This window comes from Chelatococcus sp. HY11 (genome assembly GCF_018398335.1).
Taxonomy (GTDB): domain Bacteria; phylum Pseudomonadota; class Alphaproteobacteria; order Rhizobiales; family Beijerinckiaceae; genus Chelatococcus.
Map to the genome: position 1 here is coordinate 249,502 of NZ_JAHBRX010000001.1, position 23,354 is coordinate 272,855.

Here is a 23,354-nt window from a genome sequence, read left to right on the forward strand (position 1 = left end):
AGCTTTCCGGCGATGCGGATGGCGTTATGGGCACGCTGCCCACACTAAAGCCATGGCGCGCGACGGCTTCCATCCCATATAAATAGCGCGCTCTGATGTAGGTACGCGGGGCGCGGTATGGGAGGAGCGGTGCGATGTGTACCGAAATGCGTACGCGTGTTTCCTGGGGTCGGGAAAGACCTCAGTCTGGCAAAAGCGAGAAGGGCATTGCGCCGCGCGCCGTGGTCTCATTTGGTGCGATGATCGCGATCCTTGTGGCGACACAGGGGGCACTTGCGCAAACGAACAATCAGTTCCAGCGCGACTACCAGCAGCAGAACCGCGCTATCGAGCGCCAGTTGCAGGACAATAGCCAGCAGCAGCTTCAGCAGCAGCAGATGAATCAGCTGCGCAACCAGCAGATGCGCCAGCAGCTCACGCCGCCAGCCTATGTTCCGCCGCCGCCAGTGCAGAATTTCCGGCGATAGGACGTTGCCGTCAGTGGCTGGCCGATGGGTGAGAGGCTGTTTCCGGGGCTGATGTCCTGTTTTCGTTTCGACACCGGCCGCGCACGCAGCTAAAAGGGCCTTTGATCAGGCTGTGACGGCGCCTCGCGCGCCGTGGCACGAGAAGGGGGGTCGATCGAGATGTTGCAAGCCGCGCCAGCAGGTGTCCGTCCTTCTCCGGATGCGGTCGCAGCGGTCGTCGATGCCCTGGCCGCTAATTTCGGTTCACGGCTCGTGACAAGCCATGCGGTTCGCGAGCAGCACAGCAATACCCTGACCTGGGTGCCGAGCCAGGCGCCCGACGCCGTCGTCTTCCCAAAGACGACCGAGGAGGTGGTCGCCATCGTCAGGCTTTGCGCCGAGCACCGGGTGCCGGTCATTCCCTTCGGCACGGGCACGTCCTTCGAGGGGCATGTGAACGCCCCGCTTGGCGGCATCTCGATCGATACAAGTCTGATGAAACAGATCATCGCGGTGCATGCCGAGGATCTGAGCTGTGTCGTCGAACCGGGAGTGACCCGCAAGGAACTCAACGACTTCCTGCGTGACCAGGGCTTGTTCTTCCCCATCGACCCCGGCGCGGACGCCTCGATCGGCGGCATGGCGGCGACACGCGCCTCCGGCACCAATGCCGTCCGCTACGGCACGATGAAGGACAACGTGCTGTCGCTGACCGTCGTGACGCCCGAGGGCGCCGTGGTGAAGACCGCGAGCCGGGCCAAGAAATCCTCCGCCGGCTATGACCTCACGCGCCTTTTCGTTGGCTCGGAGGGCACGCTCGGCGTCATCACATCCATCACTCTCAAGCTGCACGGCATTCCCGAGGCCGTGTCGGCGGGCATCTGCCCGTTCCCCTCGGTGCATGCGGCGTGTGACGCTACCATCCTGACGATCCAGACCGGCTTGCCCGTGGCCCGGATCGAGCTTCTCGACCAGACCATGGTCAAGGCGGTGAACCTGCACTCGAAACTCGGCCTGCCGGAGAGCCCGCTGCTGTTGCTGGAGTTCCACGGCACGGAGGCGAGCGTGCGCGAGCAAGCCGAGCGCTTTGGCGAAATCGCCAAAGACCTCGGGGGCGGGCCCTTCATCTGGGAGACCAAGGCGGAGGATCGTTCGCGCCTGTGGCAAGCGCGCCATGACGCCTATTGGGCGACGCTCGCGCTTCGGCCCGGCGCGCGGCCAGTGCCGACCGACGTCTGCGTACCGATCTCTCAGCTCGCCGATTGTGTGGAGGAGACACGGGCCGACATCGCCGAGATCGGGTTGATCGCCCCGATCGTCGGGCACGTCGGAGACGGCAATTTCCACGTGCAGCCGCTCGTGAATACGGAAGACCCGGCGGAGATCGAGGTGCTGGAGGCGTTCCTGAAACGCCTGGTGATGCGCGCGCTCGCCATGGGCGGAACCTGCACGGGCGAGCACGGCGTGGGGCAGAAGAAGATGCATTATCTCGAGGCGGAGCACGGTGCCCCGGCTCTCGACCTGATGGCCCGAATCAAACGGGCGATCGATCCGCTGAACATCATGAATCCCGGCAAGATCGTCGACGTTTAATGCGCAGATGCCCTCGAAATGCCAACCGGGGGCGCTATCGTCTGGCATGTCGTGCGGCCAGATGTGTTCACTGCACGGTGTGTCGTCACCCCGCGCGGGCGACAGAACGCGTTTTGAGCAAAATACGTTTTGACCAAAATGCTTGCCACTCCTAGTCATTTTCTGCAGGGAAGTCGCTAGTATAGGTTCGACCCTAGTGGCCGCTTGGCCGCGTTCTCTCGCAACCGACCGCCCACGACAGACTGCCTGACCGACCGCCCATGACCGATCGATCCAAGAGCCCAGAAGCGTGCGCGATATCCTGACGATCATCGCTGGCCTGATTGTCCTCGTGCTCTGCGCGGCGCTCGCAGTGCCTTATTTCGTCGATTGGGACGCGCGGCGGGGGGACGTGGAGCTCGCGCTGTCACGGGCCCTTGGTCTCCCGGTGATCACGCAGGGTGATATCAATCTGCGGCTCCTGCCTTCGCCGCGGGTGATCTTAGGCCGTGTCACGATCGGTACTCCGGCCGCGGGCCGTCCTGGCATCACGGCGAACGAACTCTCGGTGGAGCTTGAAACCACCGCGCTGCTGTCGGGTGCGGTCCGCGTGGTCGAGGCGCGGCTCGTGCGGCCGGTGGTCACAGCTGTTGTGGGCGATGACGGGCGCGTGATGCTTCCCGAGCTCAGCAACTCGATCCCGATGCCGATCACCGCATTCGGCATCGAGAAGCTGGTGGTCGACGCGGGACAACTGCGCCTCATCGAGGCCGAGGGCGGTGTGCGCGACATCGGGCCGATCAGCGGGGAGATCCAGGCGGTGGCTCTGTCCGGGCCGTGGCGCATCGCCGGGCAGGTGGGGAACATACCGCTGCGCCTCTCGACCGGCACGATCGATGCCGAGGGGCGCCTGCGCGTCAAAGGCGGCATCGGCGAGCTCACTTCGCCGCATCTCGATATCGATGGCGATCTTCTGCTGACGACCGCCACGCCCGCCGGCGGCGGCTCGCGCGCCTTCGCCCCCGGCTTCAATGGCCGGCTTGGAGCGGTGATACCGTTGCCGCAGGCCGATACGGCGCGTGCCGACGCGGCTCAGGACGCGGCGCAACCGCCGTCCGCGTTGATGGTGACGGCGACTGTGACGACGGCGGGGCGCCGCCTGAAGGCGGAGACGGTGGAAGTCACGACCGCGAACGGTGGTTCCAGCCTCGCGCTGGCGGGCACCGGTGAGCTCGATTTCGGGCGCAGTGGTCCGGTCTTGTCAATGGCGCTGACATCGCGCCGGCTGGAGATCACGCAGGGTACCGACCTTGCCGGACGCGTCGGGGAGATCGGCGAGAGGCTCGTCACGACCCTGCCTTCGCTGAAGGCATCCATTGGTGTTCAGGCAGCAAGCTTCGCCATAGCCGGTGAGGAGTTTGGGCCGCTTGATCTTGCCGTTGGGCGGGAGAACGGCAAGGCCACGGTTGAGCGTTTCAATCTCGCAGGCGCCGGGGATGCCCGGCTGGAGGCGTCCGGCAGTGTCGACTTCGGAACGGAGACGGCCTTCTCGGGTCGGGTAGCGTTCGGCATCAGGGAGCCGGCGCGCCTCGCGCTGTCGCTTGGCCGCATAGGTCTTTCCCGGCCCCTGATCGAGGCGATCTCCGCCTTGCCGGCATCGCGCGCCGTCGCCGATCTGTCGATGTCATCCGCCGTGCTCGCCGCGCGCAACATCCGTTTCACGGCCGGCGACGCCACGCTGTCGGGCCTTTTCCGCTACACGCCGCCGACGGGGGCGGAGCGTGCCCGCTTTGATGCGCAACTCGCCGGCAAGGGGCTGGATCTCGCGAATATCCCCCTGCTCGATGCTGGCGTCGGTGGTCTGACGGGGGCGGATCTCGGCCTCTCGATCGATCTGGAGGCGCCCCGCTTCGGGACGATCGCCTCGCCGGGCGGGCGGCTGAAGGCCCGAGTTACGCGGGATGCTGAAGCCTTGACGATTGCCAGCGCCGAGATGACGAATGTCGACGGCGCGAATATGAAGCTTGCCGGTCGGATCGGCCGCGATGGTGGCCAGATCGATGGAGGCTTGACGGCTCCGCGCCCAGCGGTGATCGCGGCGCTGGCCGCGCGTTTCCTGCCGCCATCCTTCGCAGAAACGCTCCAGCGGGTTGCGCCGCTCGCTGCTCCGCTGACGCTTGCGCTGAAAGCGGAGCGGCGTGACGCGAGCGCGCCCGTGCTCGCCACCCTGGAGGGGCAGGGCGGCGGTACGGCGTTCCGCACGGCCCTCAGTCTGCCTGCACCCGGAGCGGGGCAGACGGCGCAGGGAAGCGATGCCAGCGTCTGGATGGAGCTCACCGCTCGCGATGGCGTCGATCTGCTGCGGCAGCTCGGCGTCGATGTCGTGCCACTTCCGGGCCTTGGCGAAGGCCGGCTTATCTTCGACGCGAAGGGCCGGACATTGGCCGATCTCGCCGGCACGGCGGAGTTGCGGGTGGCGGGAGCGACCTTGTCGCTCGCCGGACGCTTGGGTGGAACCGGTCAGGCCGGCGATCCGCCACCGCTTGCGCAGGGAAAGGTAAAACTCGCGACGGATGACCTCGCACCTCTGGCGCAGGTCCTCGCGCGATCGTTTCCCGGACTGTTGCCGGGGACGGGCGCGCATCTCGAGGCCGATGGCCAGCTCTCCGCACAGGGTGTGGTGTTTACTGGCCTCAAGGGCGAAGTCGCCGGCGCCCCGGTGGAGGGCCGCCTCGCCATCAATGAAACAGGCCAGATCGACGGCACGCTCAGGGTGCCGCGCCTGCGGCTCACGGATCTCACGGCGCTGGCGCTGGGGCCGGTTTCGCCACCCACAAGGGGACAGATCTGGTCGTCGCAGCGGTTCGTTCCGGCGATGCCGCCTGTCGCTGGCAAGGTTGAGCTCGGCTTTGGCCGGCTCGACGTCATCGAGGGGATAACGCTGGCGGATGGCAAGCTTGGTCTTGATCTCACGTCAGATGCCATCACCCTGCGTGATGTCAGCGGAGGTTTCGGCGGTGGCTCTGTGCTCGCCAATGTAAAGCTCCAGCGGCAGGGCACGCTTGCGGCGGCGACGGGTAACGTGGCGCTCAAGGACGTGGAGGCGTCCGCCCTGTTCGGAAAGGGGCCCGGCGGGCGGTTGTCCGGCCGCATGGAAGCGGGAAGCTCCGGCGAGAGCGTCGCGGCACTTGTCGCCAACATGTCCGGTGGCGGCGAACTGCGTAGCGTCGGCTCATTGATAGCAAGGCTTGATCCGGCGGGGATAGCGCGGGGCCTCGGTAAGCTCATGGCGCAGGACCCCATTCGGGCTGAAGCAACCGTGGTCCGCGACACGATCGCGCGTGAGCTCGATTTGGCGAACTGGCCGCTGACCGAAGTGGTGATGCCCTTGACCCTGTCGGGGGGAACGTTGCGTTTCGGGCCCGTCACGATCGACAGTCGGGATGTGCAGCTGCGGCTCGCGGGCTCAGTGGAACTCGGGTCGCTCACCCTCGACGCACGGGGGCTGATGGTCTCCAGGCAGTTGCCGGTGGGCTGGAGTGGAGCCGCTCCCGAGATTGCCGTGTCGTGGCGTGGGCCGCTGACCGATCCCGGCCGCAGTGTCGAGGCGGCCGCGCTCGCCAATGGTCTCGCGGTGATCGCGCTTGCCCGCGAGCTCGATCGTATCGACAAGCTGGAGGCGGACGCGAAGGAGCGCGCCGAGCGGATCCGTCAGCTGCGTCTTGAGCGTGAACGTCTGGCGGCGGAGAAGCGTGCCGCGGAACAGCGCGACAATCAGGAACGGAACAGTCAGGAACGCAATGGCCTGGACGGGGGCGGCTTGGACCCGGCGACAACCGGTGGCACCAATAATCTTCCGTCGCAGGCGCCACTGCCTCCCGCCGCTCCACCACCGGTCTCGCCGCGTTCGGAGATCCCGACGATCGTTCCGTCCTTCGCCGGCGATGAGAACACAGCGATCGGTGAGGGAGATGGCGCACCACAGGAACGTGCTTCGCTGAGCAGCCATGGCGTCAGGCCCGCCCAGCCAGCCCGCGTTCCGGCGCCGACTGCCATGGGACTATCGATTCCAACCGGCGCGCAACCCTCGCCGCGGGCACGGACAGGTGCGCCGCTCGACCTTACGCCACCGGGCTATGCTCCCCTGCGATAAGGGGAATATTCAGTTCACGGGGCGTTTGCGATAGTGCTCGAGGATCGTGACCCGGATAGCCGAGGATAGATTATTGCCGGCGCGGCCCGCATCGATCGTCGCGATGAATTCCGCGATAGGCTGCTTGTTCTCTGCAGCAATTTCCTTCAGCGCCTCCCAGAAAGGCTCTTCGAGGGAAACGCTGGTGCGGTGGCCTGCGATGACGACTGATCGCTTCGCGACCAGATTCTGCCCCGCGGCGGCTTTCTGATTGGTAGCCATCATGATGTGGGTTCGCCATCGGCGCTCCCTTCAACGCGGCGCGTCGGCTCCAGGCGGTGGCCTTCGAGCTGGCGCTTCTCGCGTTCGTCCTGAACGTCCCGCGCCCGGCGGAAAGCTGCGGGCTCTCCAAACCGGGCGCGGTTGGTGTTTGCTTCCGCCTCGCGCTCAGCGCGAAGCTTAGCTTTGCGTGCCTGCCTCAGGTTGACGATGTCCGCCATGGTAGCCCCGTCCCGTGGTGGCCGGATTTTTGTAGCCGGCTCACACTCTTCTCCGGCCGGCATCATATCGCAACTTGCGGCTTTCTGGAGGCAGCACCGTAAGTGGTAAACCCCCTATACTAATGAGGACTCAGCATATCCTGCGGCCGGACGATGGCATCAAATTCCTCAGCCGTCACAGCACCCGATTTCAAGGCCTCCTCGCGGAGCGTGGTGCCATTGTGATGAGCGGCCTTGGCGATGGACGCCGCCTTGTCGTAGCCGACCTTTGGCGCGAGCGCCGTCACCAGCATGAGCGAACGCTGCATGAGCTCATCGATGCGCGTGGTATTGGCCTCGATGCCGACGACACAATTGTCGGCGAAACTCACCGCCGCGTCAGCGAGCAGGCGGACCGACTGCAGGAACGCGTAGCCGATCACAGGCTTGAACACGTTGAGCTCCAGGTGGCCCTGGGAACCCGCGACGGAAATCGTCGTCTCGTTGCCCAGCACCTGGGCCGCGACCATGGTGATGGCCTCGCACTGGGTAGGATTGACCTTGCCGGGCATGATCGAGGAGCCGGGCTCGTTCTCCGGCAGTGACAGTTCGCCGAGGCCGGAGCGCGGGCCGGATCCGAGCAGGCGGATGTCGTTAGCGATCTTGTTGAGGCCGGCGGCGACGCTCGTCAGGGCGCCATGGGCAAAGACCATCGCGTCGTGGGTGGCGAGAGCCTCGAACTTGTTCGGCGCCGTGACGAAGGGCAGGCCGGTCAGTTCGGCGACCTTGGCCGCGAAGGCATCGGCAAATTTCGGGTGGGCGTTGAGACCCGTACCGACCGCCGTACCACCCTGCGCAAGACGATAGAGATCCTCAAGGGTCTTGTTCACGCGGGCGATGCCGTACTCCACCTGCTGGGCGTAGCCGGAGAATTCCTGTCCGAGCGTGACAGGCGTCGCATCCTGCAGATGCGTGCGACCGATCTTGACGATGTCCTTGAAGGCCTCGGCCTTGTCGTTCAGCGCCTTGTGCAGGTGGGTGAGCGAGGGCAGGAGATGCGCCGTGATCGAACGGACCGCGGCGATGTGCATCGCGGTCGGGAACGAATCGTTCGACGACTGGCCGCGGTTCACATGATCGTTGGGATGCACGGGCTTTTTGGAGCCGAGCTCGCCGCCAAGGATCTCGCTTGCGCGGTTGCCGATCACCTCGTTGGCATTCATGTTCGACTGTGTGCCGGAGCCCGTCTGCCACACGACGAGCGGGAAATGGTCGTCGAACTTGCCGTCCATCACCTCTGTGGCGGCGGTGGCGATCGCATCCGCAAGCTTGGGATCAAGGGCGCCGAGGTCCTTGTTCACCAGCGCGGCGGCGCGCTTTACGAGCGCCAGGGCGTGAACGAGCGGAAGGGGCAGCCGTTCGCCGCCGATGCGGAAATTCTGCAGAGAGCGTTGGGTCTGCGCACCCCAATAGCGGTCCGCATCGACATCGATCGGGCCAAAGGAATCAGTTTCGCTGCGGGTCTTGGACATCAAGCGCTCCCTGTCACGGTTCCGCGCAGGCCATATAAGCCTTGAGCCGGAGAGTCGAGAGGGACGCGCGGGAGAAATGCCGCAGCGGACGGCTTTTTCGCGCGGACATCATAGTCCGAGCGATAGTCCCCGCGCGATGAACGTCGAGACATCGGCGAGCGCGGGGCTTCGCTGCGGCTGAAGCCAGGTCAGCTTTTCTGGATCACGTTTTCTTGCGGAATGCGTCGAGGCTTACGACCTCGGCCCCGGTTTCCGCGCCGACTTCCGCCGGTTCCGAGGTCGCCGGAGCCTTGGCAGCTGGCTTCGCCTTCGCTGGCGTATCGCCAGTCTCCTCTGTCGCATCCGCTAATGCGGCGGGGCGCTTGGCGGGAGCGATGCTTGGCGTTTTCGGCTTGTCCGCTTCCGCCCTGGAGGCCGTGGTGGCGCCCGCGCCCTTGGCGTCGTCGCCCACGGCTTCGCTGTCCGTCTCGAACTTCAGCCCGAAATCAACTGACGGATCAAAAAAGCCTGTGACGGCTTCGAATGGCACGAGCAAGCGTTCGGATACGCCGGAAAAGGACAGCGAAACCTCGAAGGCATAATCCGTGACCGCAAGGTCCCAGAACTGGTGCTGAAGCACGATTGTCATGTCGTCCGGATAACGCTCGCGCATGCGCGCGGACAGCCGGACGCCGGGGAAGCGCGTTCGGAACGAGATGAAGAAATGATGGTCGCCAGGCAGGCCATCACGTGCGACTTCTGAAAGAATCTTGCGCACAGCGCCGCGCAAGGCTTCCTGAACATGGAGATCGTAGCGAATTTGATCCTGGGCCATCAGCTCGGAACGCTTGGGACAAACAACGGACGGACGAAAAGAAAGTGGAGGCTTCTGTTGCCAGGTGCCTCCGAACCCCGCCCGACGGGGCTAACCGCCGGGACTTTAAATCGGGTACCTAAACTGCGTTACGCAGCCTGGGCAACCGGAGCATAGTTGTCGTTGGCAACTATAAGTTCGGCCCGATAACGGCGGAACCATGCCGAGCAAAAGTCCACCCTTTACACCCTCGTCGATCCTATTTCGCCCCCGCCGAAAGACAGCCGCGCGCTCGAAATACGAAGCCGCTGCCCTTTGGTGGAGGCGCCGGGTACCGCCCCCGGGTCCGAAAGGTTTATTGCGATGGCCGTTTATCGCCATATCCGTCTTGCGACGGCACCGATAATATAGGGGCCTTGGACGCCGCTGGGAAGATCGTCTGGCGCCGCGATGCACAATCAGGGGCGCGCTCCCTGCATTTTTTTGACGCAGGCGGTTCCTGTCCGGCCTTGTCCCATGGAAGAGAGATAAGCTCCGTGCCATCCGGCGTCGGGAGCTTGAGCGGGGCGGCAGCGGTCGGGCCTGCCGGTTTTATTGCCAATCGCGACGGACGCCAGGGCGCAGGGGGAAGTGGACTCCCCGTCTTGACTACGAGGTCCCCACTATCGCGGTAACCAATCGGGATTGACGCCGGATGCGCCGTAATATTCGGAAATGCAAAGTATTTCTCGCATATACGCTCGCTATCCACGCATCGTGAAACCAAATGCATTCTCGAAATATTTCATATTCGATCAGCATTTTCTGATCGCGTTTGTGAGGTAGTGACATGTTGAAACGTGCATTGCTTGTAGCAGCGGCCGCAATTGCTGGCGGCATGATGGTCTCGGCTCCGGCCTCGGCGCAGGTTATCTTTGCCGGCGGCTATGTCTCGGGCGGACCGGTCTATTTCAACAGCGGATTCGCAGGTCCTTTCGTACCGGGCTATGCGTTGGCCTCCGGGGTGTTCGGTGAACGTGTCTACGTTCGCACGGCCCCGGTTATAGCCGCTCCGGTTGTCACCCACGTCGTTGCCGCCCCCGTCGTGCGCACCCGGGTCATCACCACCCGTTTGGTTTCGACCCCCGTCGTGACGACCCGCATCGTGCGCCGGCATTATGTCGTCGCGACGCAGCGTCAGGTGGTCCGTCGCGTGGTTCATCGCGCGGCCTACACGACCGTGTCTCCGTGGACGCATGCGGCTTATTGGTATTAATAATCTGAATTCGTTTGTCTTTTTCACACGCGTTCAAACTGGTTGCGGCTTGCGCAATGTGGCGTTTCGGATCGCGCGCAAATCTGGGATCCCAGGTCCGAACGCATCCGGTCGGGTGACGATCCAACCGGAGCATGGCATTGCGCCGGGGTATATGGCGGGGCAGCCGGCTAGCGGGCTGCCCCCCAAACCTTGTTGATGGCCGCAAATCGGCGGACAATCGGGCTCCGCTGACGTGATGCCTTCTGCTATGGGTAGGTTGAAGCTCAGCTCGCCGGACCCATTTCTCAAATGGGCTGGCGTCGATCGCGCCACGGCTGGCCCGGTGGCGCTTCGCCCCATGCGGCAGGTGGACCATGCAGGCCTATCACGATCTTTTGCGCCATATCCTCGACGAGGGACGCTCAAAATCCGATCGGACCGGCACGGGCACCCTGTCTTTGTTCGGTTATCAGATGCGATTCGACCTGACGGAAGGCTTTCCGCTGGTCACGACAAAGCGCGTGCACCTGAAATCCGTGGTGCATGAGCTGCTATGGTTCCTCAAGGGCGATACGAACATTCGCTACCTCAGGGAAAACGGTGTCTCGATCTGGGATGAGTGGGCTGACGAGAACGGTGATCTTGGCCCCGTCTATGGCCGCCAGTGGCGTTCCTGGGCCGCGCCGGACGGCAAGGTCGTCGACCAGATCGCCTGGGTCGTGAACGAGATCAAGCGCAACCCTGATTCGCGGCGCCTCGTTGTCAGTGCCTGGAACCCGGCCGATCTCGACAAGATGGCGCTTGCCCCGTGCCACTGCCTCTTCCAGTTCTACGTGGCCGACGGGCGCCTCTCGTGCCAGCTGTATCAGCGCTCCGCGGATGTGTTTCTGGGCGTTCCCTTCAACATCGCGAGCTATGCGCTGCTCACCCATCTCGTGGCGCATGAATGTGGCCTCGGCGTCGGGGATTTCGTGCACAGCTTCGGGGATGTGCATCTCTACATCAACCATCTCGAACAGGCGCGCCTGCAACTCTCACGGGACATCAGGCCGTTGCCTCATCTGAGGCTGAACCCCGCCGTCCGGTCGCTGTTCGAGATCAGCTTCGATGACGTCGTCTTCGAGGGCTATGATCCGCACCCAGCCATCAAGGCGCCGGTCGCGGTCTAAATGCCTGCGCGTCTTGTCCCGTTGTGGCGAATCAGCTGCATTTGGCATGTCTTAGTCTGGCCTGGCTGAGCTTTTCGATTTGCCACGCCAGAGCGCCTTGTGAAGAGAGTGTGACAATGCCATTCCCCGTCTTTGGGCGCTACCCCCGCGTGTGCCGATGACGAAGCCGCTCGCTCTGATCGCGGCGGTGGCCGACAATGGCATCATCGGCGAAGGCAATCGCCTGCTGTGGCACCTGCGTACGGATCTCCAGCGCTTTCGCCGCCTGACCCAGGGGCGGCCGCTTCTCATGGGCCGCAAGACCTACGATTCGATCGGCCGGCCATTGCCCGGGCGCGCCATCGTCGTGCTCACACGGGATCCCGCCTTTGCGCCGGAGGGCGTGGTGGTGACGCATGATCTGGCCGCGGCGCGGATGCGCGCGGAGGAGGCCGCGGATCGTCTCGGCTCCGATACGGTGATGGTTGCGGGCGGTGGGGAAATCTACGCTTTGACACTGCCGTTGGCGCAGCGGCTCCACCTCACGCGGGTGCATGTCGCGCCGGCGGGCGATACCGTCTTCCCGGCCTTCGACCCGGCGGATTTCAACGTGACCCTCAATGAGGAGCATGCGGCAGGGCCCCAGGATGATCATGCCTTCACGTTCATCGATTATGAGCGGCGGCAGGGGTAGGCGACCACCAAATCCCGCGTGATCGGCAGATTTTCGCGGTGTCGTGCCTTGCCTGATAGGCTCGTGAGTTGACGAACTATGGTTTTAACCCCACTTGCGCTTGACATGGGGGCCTTCGGCAACCCATCAACCTTGAGCAAACCCTTCGCGGGCGCGCCATGCGGATAGGCCGATGACCTGTTACTTGATGACAGGCGCGGCGGCTGTATGGCGCGAAACTTGATGGTTTGGGATCGGGTTTCGTTCGGCCTGGACGCCGGGCGGATCCGGACCCCAAACACGGCGGCAGTGAGGAACGGCTGAGCATGTCTTGGAGCAACCACAGCGGCGGTCCGTGGGGCCAAAAGCCCGGCGGTCCTTGGGGATCAGGCCCTTCGGGAGGCGGCGGCGGTGGCGGTGGTAATCCGCCCGATCTCGAGGACTTCATCCGGCGTGGCCAAGACAAGCTGCGCAACATCATTCCCGGTGGCGGCGGTGGCGCCAGCGGCCGTGGGATAGCGCTGATCGGCCTTGGCGCCGTATTGTTGTGGCTGGCTACGGGCTTCTACACGGTGCGCCCCGACGAGGTCGGCATCAACATGATCTTCGGCCGCTATGTCGGCACGACCGGCGAAGGTCTGCGCTACAATTTCCCCTATCCCATCGGCTCGGTGATCAAGCCGCAGGTCACGACGGTCAACACCATCGAGGTGGGCCAGCGCACGGGCGACACGAGCCGCCGGGTAACGGCGGGACGCGAGGTGCCGGAAGAGAGCCTTATGCTCACCGGCGACGAGAACATCGTCGACATCAACTTCACGGTGCAGTGGCAGGTAAGCCCCTCGCGCCCGCAGGACTACGTGTTCAACCTGCAGAACCCGGACGCGGCGATCAAGGCGGCGGCCGAGAGCACGATGCGCGAGATCGTCGGACGGCGTAATATCCAGTCGGTCCTGACGACGGACCGTGGCGCGATCGAGGCGGAAGTGCGCCAGTCGATGCAGAAGCTGCTCGACGAATACGGCGCGGGTGTTGAGATCCGCCAGGTGCAGCTGCAGAAGGTCGACCCGCCTCAGCAGGTCATCGACGCCTTCCGCGACGTGCAGGCGGCCCGCCAGGACCAGGACCGCATCAGGAACGAGGCTGAGACCTACGCGAGCCGCGTGGTTCCGGAAGCACGCGGTGAGGCGTCTCGTATCATCCAGGCCGCCGAGGGTTACCGCGAACGTGCCGTCGCCGAGGCGCGCGGTGCCGCCTCGCGCTTCACACAGGTCTACGAGGCCTACGCGGCCGCGCCGGACGTGACGCGCGAGCGTATGTTCATCGAGACAATGGAGCGCGTGTTGTCTGGGTCTGACAAGGTGCTCATCGATTCCAAGGAGAGCCAGGGGGTCGTGCCGTATCTGCCATTGGGTGAGTTGCAGCGGTCGGCGCCGCCTGCGCAGGGTTCCACCGTGCGTCAGGGAGCCACGCGATGAGCAGCACCCTCAAGACGGGCGGCATTATTGTCGTCCTCATCCTTCTGGTTGTCCTCTACAGTGCGACATTCGTCGTCAGCCAGACCCAGCAGGCGCTCGTGCTTCGCTTCGGCGGCGTGCGCGAGGTGATTTCGAACCCTGGCCTCTACTTCAAGGTGCCGTTGGTCGAAAACGTGGTCTACCTCGACAAGCGCGTGCTCGACCTCAATCTTCCCGAGCAGGAAGTGATCGCTTCCGATCAGAAGCGCCTCGTGGTCGACGCGTTCACGCGTTATCGCATCTCCGATCCCGTCCGCTTCTACCAAACGGTCAGCAACGTGGCTGGCGCGAACCTGCGCCTCGCCAACATCATCAATTCGACGGTGCGCCAGTACGTGGCTGACGCGAGCTTCACCGACGTGGTGCGGACACGCCGCGAGGAATTGATGCAGCGTATCCGCCAGGAAGTGAACAAGCAGGCCAATGGGCTTGGCATTTCTGTCGTCGATGTGCGCCTGCGCCGCGTGGACCTGCCGCAGCAGAACAGCCAGGCGGTGTTCCAGCGGATGCAGACCGAGCGCCAGCGCGAGGCCGCCGACATCCGTGCCCAGGGTTCCGAACTCGCCCAGGGCATCCGGGCGCGCGCGGATCGCGAGGTCACGGTCATCAAGGCCGACGCGAGCCAGAAGGCTGAGACTCTCCGCGGTGAGGGTGACGCCGAAAGCAACCGCGTCTACGCCGAGGCCTATGGCCGGGATCCCGGGTTCTTCGCCTTTTTCCGCTCGATGCAGGCTTACGAATCAAGCCTTGGCTCGCAGGCGGCGGGCGGCACGCGGCTTGTCCTATCGCCAAACTCGGACTTCTTCCGCTATTTCGTTGATCCGGCGGGGAAATTGCCCGGCCCGACGCCGCCGCCTGCCGCCGCCCAGGGCGCTCCGGCTGCCAATCCCTGATCGAGCATGCGGGTGGATACGGACCGTGACGGCCGTTTTTCCGCTTGCGTCCCCATGCTCGCATACAAGACAAGAAAGAATGCACGTGAAGGAGGGTATCCCTCCTTCACGTGTTTTGTGATGGCGTGCGGGGGCCTGGCATGACCGATTTCTTGGCTGCGTTGGGCCTTCTGCTCGCCATCGAAGGGATCGTGTTCGCCGCTTTTCCCGCCGCGACTCGCAAGGCGCTCGCGGAAGCCGCGGAGGCCCCGATCGAACGGATGCGCGTCGTCGGCGTTATCTCGGCGGTGGCGGGGGTTCTCATCGTCTGGATTGTACGAAGCGGTATTGTTTAGGGCTTGTAACTCCGACGTTTGAGCACGATTTCCCCATGTGGCGGCGTTCCATGTGGCGGCGTGCCGTGCCGCATGGCATTGACGCAAGCACGCGTTGACGGGGAAGTGACAGAGCGGCCGTCGCGGGTCTGCCTTATTCGTGCTTCAATAAGGGCTGCCCAGAGCGGCGTTGATTTCAAGAGATAGAGGGCTCCATGGCCGGTTTTCCGACGTTATCGATGTCCCTGGTGGCGACGCAGACGAGGCGGGTCGCATCTGCGATAGCGATCGTGTCGGCCATCGCGCTGGCACCGTTGCCCGCCCTGGCAAGGGGGCCTGATTCCTTCGCCGATCTCGCCGAACAGGTGACGGATGCCGTGGTCAATATTTCCGCGGCCACGACGGGTGGCGCCACGCGTGAGCGCGCGATGCCGCAGCTGCCGCCGGGCACGCCTTTCGAGGATCTGTTCGAGGAGTTCTTCAAGCGTCGCGGACAGGGCGGGGATGCGCCTCAGGCGCCGCGCCGCGCCAGCTCCCTCGGCTCCGGCTTCGTCATTGATTCGTCCGGCATCATCGTCACGAACAACCACGTCATTGGCGAGGCGAACGAAATCACGGCCATCTTCAACGACGGCACCAAGCTTAAGGCCGAGCTTCTCGGCAAGGATTCCAAGCTCGATCTCGCCGTGCTCAAGGTGAAGCCGGACAAGCCGCTGAAGGCGGTGAAATTTGGTGATTCGGACAAGCTGCGCATCGGCGACTGGGTGATCGCCATCGGCAACCCCTTCGGACTGGGCGGCTCGGTCTCGGCGGGTATCGTATCGGCTCACAACCGCAATATCGACCAGGGCCCCTACGACAACTACATCCAGACCGACGCGGCCATCAACCGCGGCAACTCCGGTGGTCCGCTGTTCAACATGGCCGGTGAGGTCGTCGGCATCAACACGGCCATTCTCTCGCCGACCGGCGGCTCTGTCGGCATCGGCTTCGCCGTGCCGTCATCCATGGCTTCGACAGTCGTCGACCAGTTGCGTGAGTTCGGTGAGACGCGCCGCGGATGGCTCGGCGTTCGCATCCAGGGCGTCGATGATCAGACCGCGGAGGCGCTGGGTCTTGAGAAGGCGCGTGGCGCGCTCGTGGCGGGTGTCGACGAAAAGGGGCCTGCAAAGCCCATCGGCTTGGAGATCGGTGACGTGATCACCAAGTTCGATGGCAAGGAAGTGAAGAGCGCCCGGGATCTGCCGCGGATGGTCGCGGCTACTCCGGTCGGCAAGGATGTCGAGGTTGTCTATCTCCGCAAGGGCAAGGAAACCACGGCGACCGTCAAGCTGGGCCGTCTCGAGGACGGGGAGAAGCAGGCGAATGTGGCCAAGGATGGTGGCGTCGAGAAGCCGGTGGCGCGCAAGGCGCTCGGTCTCGACTTGTCCAGCATCACCGACGACCTGCGTCGCCGCTATTCGATCAAGGACGATCTGAAGGGCGTGGTCGTCACGCGCGTCGATCCCAATTCCTCGGCCGCCGACAAGCGTATCCAGAGCGGCGACATCATCATGGAAGTCGGCCAGGAGTCGGTGTCGTCGCCGGCCGATGTGACCAAGCGTGTCGAGGCCCTGAAGAAGGACGGCAAGAAGTCGGCGCTCCTTCTCGTGGCCAATGCCCAGGGCGAGGTGCGCTTCGTGGCCGTGACCATCGAGTAAAAGGAACGGCGCGGGCACTCCGCGCCCATCGTGACAAAGCAGACGGCCGCTCCGGGTTTCGGGGCGGCCGTTTTTGTTTATGCCAACGGACGTGTGTAGACCTCGACCGCACCGGGTATGACATGGAAGCTTGCCGGGGTCTTGCCCGTGAGCTCCCCGTCGGTGTTGATGCTGCGCGGGCGCCGCGTCTCGACCGTGCAGGCCGTCGTGGTGAAGGTGTAAACTTCGCGCCAGCGACCCTGGGTGCCTTGCTTCAGAGCGGGGAGGAGGGCCAGCAACTGCCACCAGTGCTCGACGCCGAGGCTGTAGACGTGCAGCAACCCGTCATCCGGCCGCGCGTCGAGGTCTACTGTGAGGCCGCCGCCGTAGTGACGACCGTTGCCGACTGACACCTGGACTGTGCGGATGACGTCGCGCTTGCCGTCATGCTCGATCGTCACTGTGAATGGCCTCATCCGCGCCAGGATGCGCAGGCCTGCCAGCGCGTAACCAAGGGTGCCGAAGCGCTTCTTGGCGTCGGCGGTCAATTCCCGCGCGAGGTCGGCGCTGAAGCCGATGCTGGCGACATTGAAGAAAGGGACGCCATTCACTTCGCCGAGGTCAATCGGACGGTGATGGCCATCGACGATGATGGAAGCGGCCTCGACGGGCGAGGGCGGGATCGCGAGACTTCTGGCGAGATCATTGGCGGTGCCGAGCGGCAGGATCCCAAGTGGCAGATCGGTCCGCGAAAGCGCCGGCGCGGCCCTGTTCAGGGTGCCATCGCCGCCTCCGATGATGACGCAGTTGCATCCTGACGCGCGGGCGTTGTCGATGGACACCGCGACATCAAGCGGATCGGCCTCCATCAGCTCAATGCCGCCAGCGCGAAGGCGATCGAGCGCTGCGTCCGGGACAGGATATCCGTTGCGTGCATGCCTATTGATGACGAGCAGTGCCTTGCGGGCGGGTTGTGGCAAGATGGTCTCCACGTGGAGCGGGGGCTGTGTCACGGACACCGCCTGACGGTCTGTTGGTGGGATGAGCTTTTCCTGGAGCGGCGGAATGCAATGGACCGGGATCGCCGCTCCATCCCTAGTTGTAAGCATCACTTTGGTCGAAAGCCGTTTCACTGTAATCCGGCCTGATGCCTTTTTGGACGACGGCACTGCCGCTGTCAGTCGGGGTGGGGTAATGCGAATATCCCACACCTATCTAGGGACAGATCGTGGAGCGTCCATGGCGCCGCAAGGGCATAAGGAGGATTAAAGCTTGGGCTTCGATTTCAAGGCCATGTGGAAAGGGGCGCTGCGCGAAGTCGGCTTGGTATTGGCCCTCCTTGTGATGGCCGGCGGAATTCTCGGCTTTCTGGCGGTTGCCGAGGAAATGCGCGCTGGCGAGCTGGAGGCGTTCGATACCGGCATTCTCCTCGCCCTGCGCAATCCCGCCGATCTTGCCGACCCGATCGGTCCGCGATGGCTGGAAATCGTCATGCGCGATATCACAAGCCTCGGCAGCATCCCGGTGCTGGCGCTCATCATTATGGTCGTGATCGGTTATCTTGTCCTGGTGCACAAGCGTGCCATAGCGGTGCTGCTCACGGTCTCCATGGGGGGCGGACTTCTCCTCGGCCATCTTCTGAAGCTCGGGTTCGACAGGCCAAGGCCCGACCTCGTGGCCCATCTCGTTGATATCCATTCGCTCAGTTTCCCGAGCAGCCATGCCATGCTGTCGGCCATTACCTATCTCACGATCGGCGTGCTCCTGGCGCGGGTGGAGAAAAGGCGCGTCGTGCGCCTGTATATCCTCGCGGTCGCGGTCGGGCTGACGCTTCTGGTTGGCCTCAGCCGGCTCTATCTCGGCGTGCACTGGCCGAGCGACGTGCTGGCGGGCTGGTGCGCCGGGGCGGCCTGGGCGATGGCCTGCTGGCTTGTGCTCGTTCTCGCTCAGGGACGGTGGTCGGCGGGCAGCGATGATGCTCCATTGGAGCCGGGCCCGAGGAGTGCCGTGGAACCGAGGTGAACGGCCAGCGCGCTGCGCTGGCAGGCGGCACGAAAAAGCGTCGTGTGCATGGGTTCTCCGTCGAGGTTGACGTGCAGAACCTCATCTGAGGTGAACTCGATCCACGGGCTCCTGACGCGCACCACGAGTTCCTCGATGCCGGCCGCGCCCTGGCCGAGGAGGCGGGCAAGCGCGTCGAAACGCTCCTCCGCGTCGAGTTCTGGCAGGATCATCAGATCGAGCAGGCCATCGTCGATCAGCGCATCTGGGCAGAGGGGGATGCCGCCACCGGCTTGGCGCCCGTTGCCGATGGCGAGGGCGAGGAAACGTCCCTCCCACGAGAAACCCTCGGCGTGGAAACGTCCGTTGTTGGATGAGAGTTCGCGAAACCGCGTAAGGCCCGTCAGGACATAAGCGAGGCCACCGAGGCGGCGCTTCAGTTCAGGATCGGTCTCGACGGTGACGCGTGAGCCGAAGCCGCCCGTCATCACATTGATGAAGTTGCGCTCATTGATGCGCCCGACATCGATCACGTGAGCCCGACTTTCCGCGGCTATCCGCAGGGCGGCCGTCATGTCAGTGACCGGTATGCCGGCCGAACGCGCGAAATCGTTGGCTGTGCCGAGCGGCAGGATGCCGAAGGAGCAACGCTCCGGCGGGCGCGCTGCCAGACCTGCGGAGAACACCTCGTTGACCGTGCCGTCGCCGCCGCCCGCGACGATGACGTCGACATCGCCTTGGCGCGCGGCTTCCACTGCCTCCTGCGCCATACGGGCCGCGTCACCCGCTTCATAGGTGACACGCACACCCACGCCATGCCCCTCCCGCCGCAGGGTACGAACCGCGTGGCGCACCTCCGCATTTCCCGCCGCCTTGCCGTGAAGGATGATGCGGATGTTGGTCATGATCCGTCACCTGTTGCCGTCAGTGATCGCTGTCGTGGGCACGGGAATACCGGGGACATTGGCCCGGATCGCATTGGAAAAGTCCGGACTTTTATCAGCCGCGATCGCACGCTCCGTGATCCGGCCGCGTTTCCTCAACTCGGCCACGCTGGTGTTGGTGTCGAGGCCGCCGACATCGTGGATGTATTCTGGCAAATAGCCCGACAGCACCAGCCGGTAATCCATGGGAAGGCCCGGCACGATGCGGTTCACCATCTCATAGACGATGGTGGTGCAGTTGGCGGTGATGGTGTTGTAGAAGCGCGGCCGCTGCGTGAGGGCATTCGCCGCCTCGGCATAGGCGAGAAACAGTGATCGAGCCGCCTCCTTGGACATGCGAATCCGGTAGATGTAGGTGTCCTCGCCGCGCACATTCGGCCGCAGCCGGACGATGTCGCGCTCGTCGGCCGCGACGATGCTTGTCTCGAATTCCTTGAAGAAACCGCCTATCTCCGAGAAGCTCTCGGTCTTTTCCTTGCGGATCTCGACCGAGAAAACAACGAACTGGCCGTCGGCGAAGCCAAAGGACACCAGCGTGTGGGCGATGGCCGGCCGCCCCCAGTAGGACAGCACCATATCGACCGACGTCAGCGTGGCGAGGTCGTAGCGGCGCGTCTCCCAGCGGGGCGTGTAGTCCGTCTCGGTGCGCCATTCGAAATTGCGGACGTTATGCAGCGTGACGCTGTTACCGTTGATCTCGGCTGAGAGCATCCGGCCGACGTCATCCGCCCATTCCCTGTCGTTTGAGGGCCTGATGGTGGTCCACCACAGACTGAGCCCGACGAACACCGCAGCATAGAGCAGGAGCGGGCGCCAGTCTCCCCGGAGAAGCACGACGATCGTGCCGAGCGAGAGCAGCAACCAGCCGGCGATCGCGGCGTAGCGCCCATAGGGGCCGACGGGTAACCGGTACCACAGCGCTCCAGACCACCAGATCCCGCAGAAGACCATCGCGATCACGAGCAGGGCGACCACGATCATGCGCAAACCTCGCGGCATCCGAGAGCGATCACGCGCGACGGCGGGTTTCTCCCGTTTCTGTTCAGTCGGTTGGCCTGACGAATTCATCGCTGCGATAGCCCTGGGCAAAGAGGAGGGCGGTGAGATCGGCATGGTCGAGGCGCGCGTGGGCGGCAGCGGCCACGGCTGGTTTGGCACGGAATGCCACACCAAGGCCAGCGTCTCCGAGCATCGCGAGGTCATTGGCGCCGTCGCCGATCGCCACCACCTCGTGCGCGGCGAGGCCGAATTTTTCGCGCAGCTCCTGCAAGGTGGCGAGCTTCGCCTCCCGTCCGAGGATCGGTTCCTCGACCTTGCCGGAAAGCTTGCCGCCTTCCGTGAGAAGCACGTTGGCGCGGTTTTCCTCGAAGCCGAGAACCTTGGCGATCCTCGTGGTGAACAGGGTGAAGCCGCCGGAGACAAGGCAGGTATAGGCCCCCTTGGCGCGCAGCGTCGCGATGAGCGTGCGGCCGCCGGCGGTCAGCGTGATGCGCTCAGTGATAATGCGGTCAACGACATCGACATCGAGGCCGGCGAGAAGGGCGACGCGCTCGCGCAACGCTGGCTCGAAGGCGATCTCGCCTCGCATGGCGCGCTCGGTAATCGTCGCCACCTTGTCCTTCAGGCCCACGAAGTCGGCGAGCTCGTCGATGCACTCCTGACCGATCATGGTGGAATCCATGTCGGCGAGGAACAGTCGCTTGCGGCGCTCGGCCAGCCGCTGGACGAAGACATCGATCGGCAATCCGTCGAGCGCAACATGGACGCGCTTGGCCATGACGCGCGGGTCAGGGTCGGCGGCGCCCTCGATCGCAGGCCGGAAGGGGATGTCGACCGCGAGCGTCGGATCGAGCCGCGCGGGCGTTCCGGCTTCAGGTAGGGCTTGCGCCACGCGGGCGATGAGGGCATCGCTGAGGAGATCGCTTCCCGGGGCCGCGACCAGCGTCGCGACATGCGTCTGGGTGGTGTCGGTCATGCGGATACGGTGGCCATGCAAACGGGGTGAATGGGAAAGGACGTTGAGGTGTCGGACAGACTGCGCACCATTCTCATCGCAGGGCCAACCGCATCAGGCAAGTCCGCGTTGGCGACAAGCCTCGCGCAGCGCTATGGCGGCGTCGTCGTCAACGCCGATTCGATGCAGGTCTATCGCGACCTCAGAATCATTACCGCGCGGCCGAGTGTTGAGGATGAGGAGGCGGCGCCGCACGCGCTCTATGGGCATGTCGACGGCGCCGAGAACTATTCGGTCGGCCGCTATCTCATCGATATCGAACCGGTGCTGGCCTCGGCCAGGAAGGCGGGCCGGCCGGTCATCATCACGGGCGGCACGGGCCTTTACTTCAAGACGCTGATCGAAGGTCTGTCGGATATCCCGCCGGTACCCGAGGAGGTGCGGCGCGACGTGCGCTCGCGCGCCGAGGGCCGTGATACGCCCCTGCTGTATGCGGATCTCGCGGTCCGGGATCCGCAGAGCGCCGCACGGATCGGGCCGACCGATCGCCAGCGCATCTTGCGCGCGATGGAGGTCCTGGCGGCGACGGGCCGTTCACTTACCTTCTTCCGCAGCCACAAGCGACCAGGCCTCTTGTCCCATGCTGATCGACTGGGGCTGTTCCTCATGCCGGACCGTGCGGAGCTCGCCCGCCGCATCGATGCGCGCTTTCTCGTCATGATGGAGGCTGGCGCGCTGGAGGAGGTGAGGGCGCTCGGGGCGCGCGGGCTCGATCCCGACCTTCCCGTCATGCGCGCCCACGGCGTTCCCTGGCTTATCCGTCATCTCAAGGGGGAGATCGGGCGCGACGAGGCCGTCCGCGAAGCGCAGAGCGATACCCGCCGCTATGCCAAGCGGCAGTTCACCTTCTTCCGGCACCAACTGGCCGGCTTTCAATGGGTGACGCCTGAAGACGCCGAGGCGGCGGCCGCGGGGCAGGACTGGCTCGCATCGCCGATCGCGCTTGGAACGGACGGCGGCTGATCGCATTCGCTGTCACATCAGCGCCATCGAGCCTGAGCTAGACGGGGCAATCTCCACCATGGGAGTTCCCCAATGATCACGCGTCGCGACAGTTTGAAAATCGGCGGCATCGCCGCCCTCATGGCCCCCTTCGCGGGCTTCGGCGCCACAAGCGCCAGCGCGCAGGCCAGCCCTGATTTCCGTTTCGGCATCATCGCCGATCCGCAATACGCGCCGGTTCCGCCGAACCCGCAGGGAACCCGCTTCTACGCCAATAGCCTGTGGAAGCTGTCCGAGGCCATCAAGACCCTCAACAAGGAAGACCTGCAGTTCGTCGCGACCCTGGGCGACATCATCGATCGTCATTGGCAGAGCTTCGGCGATATCATGCCGCTCTATGACGCGCTGAAGCACGAGAAGTTCTTTCTGCTCGGCAACCACGACTATGAAGTGGCGGCTGACTATCTGAACGCGGTGGTCCGGACGGCGGGCATGCCGAGCGCCTATTACGACTTCAAGGGCGGCAACTATCGCTTCATCGTGCTCGACGGCAACGATGTGAGCCTGTTCTCGACTGGCCCCAAGCACCCGAAGCAGGAGATCGCCCGCGAGCGCCTGAAGAAGCTGCAGGAGGCCAAGGCCATCAATGCGATGACATGGAACGGCTCGCTCAGCGACGAGCAGTTCTCCTGGCTGCAGGCTTCATTGGACAAGGCCAAGCAGGCGGGTGAGAAGGTCATCGTGCTCTGCCATTATCCGGTCTTTCCCGCCAATGTTCACAACCTGTGGGACAGCGAGCGGATCGTGGATCTTCTGACGAGCTACGACAATTTCGTGGCCTTTTTCAACGGCCATAACCACGCTGGCAACTACGGCGAGGTATCGGGCAAGTATTTCGTCAATTTCAAGGGCATGGTCGACACGCCCGACACGTCGGCGTTCGCGGTGGTCGAGGTCTTCGGCGACAAGATCGCGATCCGCGGCTTCGGCCGTGAGACGAACCGCACCCTCGGCATCCGCGCGGCCTGACGCAAGAGG

General features: G+C 64.3%; 21 protein-coding genes and 1 other RNA gene. 13 read left to right on the forward strand and 9 right to left on the reverse strand.

The window, feature by feature from the left end:
• The first annotated feature begins 146 nt into the window (after nt 1-146).
• The 3 genes from KIO74_RS01295 (at nt 147) to KIO74_RS01305 (ending at nt 6,171) form a co-directional block, all read left to right on the forward strand.
• Nucleotides 147-467 carry a hypothetical protein gene (locus KIO74_RS01295; protein WP_213329775.1) on the forward strand — a complete coding sequence of 107 codons (321 nt, stop codon included), beginning with the start codon at nt 147-149 and terminating at the stop codon, nt 465-467.
• A 159-nt stretch (nt 468-626) separates the two neighbouring features.
• The gene (locus KIO74_RS01300) at nt 627-2,039 is read left to right on the forward strand and encodes an FAD-binding oxidoreductase (RefSeq protein ID WP_213329777.1); all 1,413 of its coding nucleotides are present in this window, start codon (nt 627-629) and stop codon (nt 2,037-2,039) included.
• 289 nt (nt 2,040-2,328) lie between these two features.
• Complete coding sequence (locus KIO74_RS01305; protein ID WP_213329779.1) at nt 2,329-6,171, forward strand: AsmA family protein; 3,843 nt, start codon at nt 2,329-2,331, stop codon at nt 6,169-6,171.
• A 9-nt stretch (nt 6,172-6,180) separates the two neighbouring features.
• On the opposite strand, the gene KIO74_RS01310 is transcribed toward KIO74_RS01305, so the two are convergent.
• The 5 genes from KIO74_RS01310 to ssrA form a co-directional block, all read right to left on the reverse strand.
• The gene (locus tag KIO74_RS01310) at nt 6,181-6,435 is read right to left on the reverse strand and encodes a ribbon-helix-helix domain-containing protein (RefSeq protein WP_349629125.1); all 255 of its coding nucleotides are present in this window, start codon (nt 6,433-6,435) and stop codon (nt 6,181-6,183) included.
• A complete protein-coding gene (locus KIO74_RS01315) occupies nt 6,432-6,650 on the reverse strand; it encodes a DUF4169 family protein (protein WP_213329781.1) in 219 nt (72 codons plus the stop codon). Before KIO74_RS01315 ends, KIO74_RS01310 begins: the two co-directional genes overlap by 4 nt.
• A gap of 119 nt (nt 6,651-6,769) precedes the next feature.
• Nucleotides 6,770-8,161, reverse strand: a complete 1,392-nt coding sequence (gene fumC / locus KIO74_RS01320; RefSeq protein WP_213329783.1) for a class II fumarate hydratase — start codon at nt 8,159-8,161, stop codon at nt 6,770-6,772.
• 202 nt (nt 8,162-8,363) lie between these two features.
• Nucleotides 8,364-8,975: an SspB family protein gene (locus KIO74_RS01325; protein WP_213329786.1), complete on the reverse strand. Its 612-nt coding sequence runs from the start codon at nt 8,973-8,975 to the stop codon at nt 8,364-8,366.
• Nucleotides 8,976-9,018: 43 nt separating this feature from the next.
• Nucleotides 9,019-9,391, reverse strand: a transfer-messenger RNA (tmRNA) gene (gene ssrA / locus KIO74_RS01330).
• 392 nt (nt 9,392-9,783) lie between these two features.
• Between ssrA and KIO74_RS01335 the strand changes: the two genes are divergently transcribed.
• From KIO74_RS01335 to KIO74_RS01365, 7 genes are all read left to right on the forward strand, one after another.
• Complete coding sequence (locus tag KIO74_RS01335; protein WP_213329788.1) at nt 9,784-10,209, forward strand: hypothetical protein; 426 nt, start codon at nt 9,784-9,786, stop codon at nt 10,207-10,209.
• 356 nt (nt 10,210-10,565) lie between these two features.
• The gene (locus tag KIO74_RS01340; RefSeq protein WP_213329790.1) at nt 10,566-11,360 is read left to right on the forward strand and encodes a thymidylate synthase; all 795 of its coding nucleotides are present in this window, start codon (nt 10,566-10,568) and stop codon (nt 11,358-11,360) included.
• A gap of 157 nt (nt 11,361-11,517) precedes the next feature.
• Nucleotides 11,518-12,033: a dihydrofolate reductase gene (locus tag KIO74_RS01345; protein ID WP_213329792.1), complete on the forward strand. Its 516-nt coding sequence runs from the start codon at nt 11,518-11,520 to the stop codon at nt 12,031-12,033.
• Between the two features lie 305 nt (nt 12,034-12,338).
• Nucleotides 12,339-13,490, forward strand: coding sequence for an FtsH protease activity modulator HflK (gene hflK, locus KIO74_RS01350; protein ID WP_213329794.1), 1,152 nt, complete (start codon nt 12,339-12,341; stop codon nt 13,488-13,490).
• Nucleotides 13,487-14,422 carry a protease modulator HflC gene (hflC, locus tag KIO74_RS01355; protein ID WP_213329796.1) on the forward strand — a complete coding sequence of 312 codons (936 nt, stop codon included), beginning with the start codon at nt 13,487-13,489 and terminating at the stop codon, nt 14,420-14,422. Before hflK ends, hflC begins: the two co-directional genes overlap by 4 nt.
• Before the next feature lie 140 nt (nt 14,423-14,562).
• A complete protein-coding gene (locus KIO74_RS01360) occupies nt 14,563-14,757 on the forward strand; it encodes a DUF2065 domain-containing protein (RefSeq protein ID WP_213329799.1) in 195 nt (64 codons plus the stop codon).
• Between the two features lie 194 nt (nt 14,758-14,951).
• On the forward strand, nt 14,952-16,436 hold the full coding sequence (locus tag KIO74_RS01365; protein WP_213329801.1) for a DegQ family serine endoprotease: 1,485 nt from the start codon (nt 14,952-14,954) through the stop codon (nt 16,434-16,436).
• 77 nt (nt 16,437-16,513) lie between these two features.
• On the opposite strand, the gene KIO74_RS01370 is transcribed toward KIO74_RS01365, so the two are convergent.
• The gene (locus KIO74_RS01370; protein WP_291980192.1) at nt 16,514-17,428 is read right to left on the reverse strand and encodes a lipid kinase; all 915 of its coding nucleotides are present in this window, start codon (nt 17,426-17,428) and stop codon (nt 16,514-16,516) included.
• A gap of 259 nt (nt 17,429-17,687) precedes the next feature.
• On the opposite strand from KIO74_RS01370, the gene KIO74_RS01375 reads away from it, so the two are divergent.
• Nucleotides 17,688-18,437 (forward strand): phosphatase PAP2 family protein, encoded by a 750-nt coding sequence (locus KIO74_RS01375; protein WP_249730822.1) that lies wholly within the window; start codon nt 17,688-17,690, stop codon nt 18,435-18,437.
• Here KIO74_RS01375 and yegS read toward each other — a convergent pair.
• The 3 genes from yegS to serB all read right to left on the reverse strand — a co-directional run bounded on the left by yegS (nt 18,362) and on the right by serB (nt 21,335).
• On the reverse strand, nt 18,362-19,321 hold the full coding sequence (yegS, locus tag KIO74_RS01380; protein ID WP_213329806.1) for a lipid kinase YegS: 960 nt from the start codon (nt 19,319-19,321) through the stop codon (nt 18,362-18,364). The genes KIO74_RS01375 and yegS overlap by 76 nt on opposite strands.
• A 6-nt stretch (nt 19,322-19,327) precedes the next feature.
• Nucleotides 19,328-20,341 (reverse strand): Lnb N-terminal periplasmic domain-containing protein, encoded by a 1,014-nt coding sequence (locus tag KIO74_RS01385; protein WP_249730823.1) that lies wholly within the window; start codon nt 20,339-20,341, stop codon nt 19,328-19,330.
• 61 nt (nt 20,342-20,402) lie between these two features.
• Nucleotides 20,403-21,335, reverse strand: a complete 933-nt coding sequence (gene serB, locus KIO74_RS01390; protein WP_213329810.1) for a phosphoserine phosphatase SerB — start codon at nt 21,333-21,335, stop codon at nt 20,403-20,405.
• A 48-nt stretch (nt 21,336-21,383) separates the two neighbouring features.
• On the opposite strand from serB, the gene miaA reads away from it, so the two are divergent.
• On the forward strand, nt 21,384-22,337 hold the full coding sequence (gene miaA, locus KIO74_RS01395; RefSeq protein ID WP_502762000.1) for a tRNA (adenosine(37)-N6)-dimethylallyltransferase MiaA: 954 nt from the start codon (nt 21,384-21,386) through the stop codon (nt 22,335-22,337).
• 72 nt (nt 22,338-22,409) lie between these two features.
• Nucleotides 22,410-23,345, forward strand: coding sequence for a metallophosphoesterase (locus KIO74_RS01400; protein WP_213329814.1), 936 nt, complete (start codon nt 22,410-22,412; stop codon nt 23,343-23,345).
• Nucleotides 23,346-23,354 lie beyond the last annotated feature (9 nt).

Bases quoted from the DNA above. Each gene is read 5' to 3' on its own strand.
- KIO74_RS01400 (WP_213329814.1), top strand. From the start codon at position 22,410: ATGATCACGCGTCGCGACAGTTTGAAAATCGGCGGCATCGCCGCCCTC.
- KIO74_RS01385 (WP_249730823.1), bottom strand. From the start codon at position 20,341: ATGATCGTGGTCGCCCTGCTCGTGATCGCGATGGTCTTCTGCGGGATC.
- KIO74_RS01315 (WP_213329781.1), bottom strand. From the start codon at position 6,650: ATGGCGGACATCGTCAACCTGAGGCAGGCACGCAAAGCTAAGCTTCGC.
- hflK (WP_213329794.1), top strand. From the start codon at position 12,339: ATGTCTTGGAGCAACCACAGCGGCGGTCCGTGGGGCCAAAAGCCCGGC.
- serB (WP_213329810.1), bottom strand. From the start codon at position 21,335: ATGACCGACACCACCCAGACGCATGTCGCGACGCTGGTCGCGGCCCCG.
- KIO74_RS01360 (WP_213329799.1), top strand. From the start codon at position 14,563: ATGACCGATTTCTTGGCTGCGTTGGGCCTTCTGCTCGCCATCGAAGGG.
- KIO74_RS01325 (WP_213329786.1), bottom strand. From the start codon at position 8,975: ATGGCCCAGGATCAAATTCGCTACGATCTCCATGTTCAGGAAGCCTTG.
- KIO74_RS01365 (WP_213329801.1), top strand. From the start codon at position 14,952: ATGGCCGGTTTTCCGACGTTATCGATGTCCCTGGTGGCGACGCAGACG.
- KIO74_RS01335 (WP_213329788.1), top strand. From the start codon at position 9,784: ATGTTGAAACGTGCATTGCTTGTAGCAGCGGCCGCAATTGCTGGCGGC.
- KIO74_RS01295 (WP_213329775.1), top strand. From the start codon at position 147: ATGCGTACGCGTGTTTCCTGGGGTCGGGAAAGACCTCAGTCTGGCAAA.
- KIO74_RS01345 (WP_213329792.1), top strand. From the start codon at position 11,518: ATGACGAAGCCGCTCGCTCTGATCGCGGCGGTGGCCGACAATGGCATC.
- fumC (WP_213329783.1), bottom strand. From the start codon at position 8,161: ATGTCCAAGACCCGCAGCGAAACTGATTCCTTTGGCCCGATCGATGTC.
- KIO74_RS01310 (WP_349629125.1), bottom strand. From the start codon at position 6,435: ATGATGGCTACCAATCAGAAAGCCGCCGCGGGGCAGAATCTGGTCGCG.
- hflC (WP_213329796.1), top strand. From the start codon at position 13,487: ATGAGCAGCACCCTCAAGACGGGCGGCATTATTGTCGTCCTCATCCTT.
- KIO74_RS01340 (WP_213329790.1), top strand. From the start codon at position 10,566: ATGCAGGCCTATCACGATCTTTTGCGCCATATCCTCGACGAGGGACGC.
- KIO74_RS01300 (WP_213329777.1), top strand. From the start codon at position 627: ATGTTGCAAGCCGCGCCAGCAGGTGTCCGTCCTTCTCCGGATGCGGTC.
- yegS (WP_213329806.1), bottom strand. From the start codon at position 19,321: ATGACCAACATCCGCATCATCCTTCACGGCAAGGCGGCGGGAAATGCG.